Genomic DNA, 3,559 nt, shown 5'->3' on the forward strand with positions numbered 1-3,559 from the left:
CGCCGTGAGGGCCGCCACGACCTCGTGCCCGACGGATGTCGTCGTGGCGGCCGACCCGTCGAACCCGCCGTACAGCAGCATCAATCCGTGTCCGGCGGCCGCGCCCTCGGTGCACTGCGAGTGGAAGAACACGAAGCCCCGGTCGCCGTCGGTGCTCTCGCCGGCTATCTCGCCGATACCGCAGGTGCGGCAGCAGGTGAAGTTCTCGCGGGCGGTGATCCCGGCGGCGCGAAGTGCCGTGAACGCGCGGGTGATCCGCTCGGGGTCGGTGGTGCCCTCCCAGGTCTTCTGTTCCGCGAGCCGCTCCGTCCACAGCCGGTCCACGAGCCGGCGGGCCTGCGCGGGGGAGACGGGCCGGTCGTCGCCGTCGACCAGGTACTCCTCGGCGGCCTCGGTGAGCCGCGCCCGGTCGTCGTACCCGCAGGCGAGCAGCTCCCGTACCCGCTTCTCGACCTGTTCCCTTACCGCGTCCGGGAGTTCCGGCACGTCCGCGGGCGGGTCGTGGTCGAGCGGGGTCCAGTCGATGCCGCTGTCCCAGCCGTCCGCCCGCCGTGCCCAGCCGGTCATCGCCTCGGCGACCCGCTCCCGGTCGGAGAGGACCGTCCCGAAGAACCGGTCGCGGCCCTCCCGGTGTTCCAACTGGTACTCCCCGCTGCCGTGCTCGTGCCACACCTGGACGAAGACGTCCGGCACGTCCGGGATCCGCTGCACGACCAGGAACCGGTCGTCCGCGCCACCGATCCGGTCCACCAGCTCCCGCAACCCGCCGGCCGATATCCGGGCGTGCTCCTGCCAGTTCTCCGTCTTCACCTTGATGGCCAGCCCGTCCGAGGCCAGGCCCTCCGTCGTCTGGTTGTCCGTCGTCCGGCTGTCCGTCGCCGGCCCGTCCGAGGCCATGCCGCCTGTCGCCAAGCCGTCCGCGGCCGTGCCGCCCCCGTCGATCGTCATGCGCTCACCCTCGCACGCGCCACCGACAACGCCGGAGGGCGCCCACCGCGAACGGTGGACGCCCTCCGGGACGCTTCGCGCGAGGCGCGCGGCCGATCAGACCTGGCCGGCCTTCTCCAGGGCCGAGCAGCAGGTGTCGACGAGGAGCCGCGTCACGACGTACGGGTCGACGTTGGCGTTCGGGCGGCGGTCCTCGATGTAGCCCTTGCCGTCCTTCTCGACCTGCCACGGGATACGGACCGAGGCGCCGCGGTTGGAGACACCGTAGGAGTACTCGTTCCACGGGGCGGTCTCGTGCAGGCCCGTCAGACGGTCGTCGATGCCGGCGCCGTAGTTCTTGACGTGGTCGAGCGGCTTCGAGCCCTCACCGAGCGACTCGCACGCGGTGATGATCGCGTCGTAGCCCTCGCGCATCGCCTTGGTGGAGAAGTTGGTGTGCGCGCCGGCGCCGTTCCAGTCGCCCTTGACCGGCTTGGGGTCGAGGGTGGCGGAGACACCGAAGTCCTCGGCGGTGCGGTACAGCAGCCAGCGGGCCACCCACAGCTGGTCCGAGACCTCGAGCGGGGCGAGCGGGCCGACCTGGAACTCCCACTGGCCGGGCATGACCTCGGCGTTGATGCCGGACAGCCCCAGACCCGCCTCCAGGCAGTTCTCCAGGTGCGCCTCGACGACCTCACGGCCGAAGATCTCGTCGGCGCCGACACCGCAGTAGTAACCGCCCTGCGGGGCCGGGAAGCCGCCCTTGGGGAAGCCGAGCGGGTAGCCGTCCTGGAAGAAGGTGTACTCCTGCTCGATACCGAAGATCGGCTCCTGCGCGGCGAACTTCTCGGCGACCTCACGCAGCGCGGCACGGGTGTTGGACTCGTGCGGGGTGAAGTCGATGTTCAGGACCTCGCACAGGACGAGGATGTCGTCGCCGCCGCGGATCGGGTCCGGGCAGGTGAAGACCGGCTTGAGCACGCGGTCCGAGGAGTGGCCCTCGGCCTGGTTCGTGGAGGACCCGTCGAAGCCCCAGATCGGCAGCGCGTCCAGACCGGCGGACTCACCCGCGATGATCTTGGTCTTGGAGCGGAGCTTGGCCGTCGGCTCGGTGCCGTCGATCCAGATGTACTCAGCCTTGAAGGTCACGGGACACATCCTTCGGGGTGGGTCTCTAGGCGCATGTGCGGGTGCTGCGGCGCTGCGGCACTGAAACGCCGCGCTGATGCCGGGCAGCCTGCCAACATGCGATTTCCCGATCATTGCTCGCATGTGAACCCCGTGTTACCGGGCATCGCTGTGGTGCGGCTCACGCCCCCGGATCATCGGCGGCGTTCCCTGAGAATGTTCGCACCAGCTACGCGTCGGCCGCGGCCAGAGCCATATGCGAAGGGGATGACCGGCGGATCACGGCGCGGTCGCCCCCCGTGTCCCAGCTCGATCGCGTGCTCGTCGACCTCGACGAACACCCGCCACCGGTGGTGGGTGTCCCGCCCCCGCCGGACCAGTCGCACCCGTCGGACCGGTCCGAGCCGCGCCTCCCGGTCGGGCGGTGCGCGACGTCGGTCGGACGTATCCCCGTTCCGGTTCGCGAATCGGAACGGGATGCGGACCGAGTCCGAACCGGTGTCGCGAGGCCGGCCACCCCCTCCGTACGGTGGCCGACCCCAGACCCGGCCCGGCGGGACCCGCGACGGGCCGGCCCCGCTGCTCCTCGGCGGGAACAGCGGGGCCGGCGACCGTCGTTCTAGCCGACCTTCTCGATCAGCGCCCGGCGGATCAGGAACTTGCCGGGCTCCCGGACCTGCTCGAACGCGGAGTTGTTCAGCAGGACACAGCTGCCGGAGACCGAGGTGACCTCCACGGTCGTGGACTTGTTGTTGTCCAGGTTGGTCACCTTCAGCTTCGTTCCGGCCGGGAACTGGTTGCTGGACGCGGCCGGGGCTCCGCCCTCGCCGGAGAGCGTGACGGTCGACCCGTTGCAGACCTGCTGGCCGCCCCCGGCACCGCCGTTGCCGGCACCTTCGGCGTTCCCCGCGTTCCCGGCACCGTTGCCACCCGCGTTGCCGCCTGCGTTCCCGGCGGCCTCGTCGCCCTGGGGGTCCTGAGCCGACCCCCCGGTCTCCGCGCCGCCGGGTTGCGCGGGCTGTGCCGCCTGGGAGCCCTGAGCCGACTCCCCGACGACGCAGCCGGACGCTTCCTGCTGCACCTTGATCTGCTTGATGACGGCCTCACGGTTGGCGATCCGCGCCTCGGACTGCGCGTCCGGTGCGGCCCGCTGACCGTCGATGAACTTCTGGTTGTTGCCGAGCGCCGTGGCCAAACCCTGACAGACGCTGGAATCCGCCGCGGACTGCGCCGCGTTCGAGGTGGCCGCCATGGTGAAGGCCCCGCCACCCGCCACCGCCGCCGCACTGACGAACAGCGCGATCTTCTTCTTCGTACTGAGAGTTCTCCTGCGCGACATTCGCGCCTCCTGAGAGGTAGGGGAGCGTACGCCGCTATGTACGAGATACCGAACGAGGTTACTCAACGGTTACGGCAGTCTCCGAAGTAACCTGCGTCACACATGAGTCGGGGGCGGTCGAGGGTGATCGGGGGCGACGGATGGGTCGGTCGGCGGGGTCGGCGG

General features: G+C 70.5%; 3 protein-coding genes. All 3 read right to left on the reverse strand.

Annotated features, from left to right (window positions below; all coding sequences use genetic code 11):
* Positions 1-837 (reverse strand): DUF6891 domain-containing protein (locus tag AOK15_RS26455; RefSeq protein WP_107099523.1); only part of this gene is annotated, 837 nt, incomplete at its 3' end.
* A gap of 207 nt (positions 838-1,044) precedes the next feature.
* Positions 1,045-2,076 (reverse strand): glutamine synthetase, encoded by a 1,032-nt coding sequence (gene glnII / locus AOK15_RS26460; RefSeq protein ID WP_055520868.1) that lies wholly within the window; start codon positions 2,074-2,076, stop codon positions 1,045-1,047.
* Between the two features lie 598 nt (positions 2,077-2,674).
* Positions 2,675-3,394 carry an RlpA-like double-psi beta-barrel domain-containing protein gene (locus AOK15_RS26465; protein ID WP_055520869.1) on the reverse strand — a complete coding sequence of 240 codons (720 nt, stop codon included), beginning with the start codon at positions 3,392-3,394 and terminating at the stop codon, positions 2,675-2,677.
* Positions 3,395-3,559: the final 165 nt, after the last annotated feature.

This window comes from Streptomyces ossamyceticus, assembly GCF_001418475.1.
In the GTDB taxonomy this organism is placed as follows: Bacteria; Actinomycetota; Actinomycetes; order Streptomycetales; family Streptomycetaceae; genus Streptomyces; species Streptomyces ossamyceticus.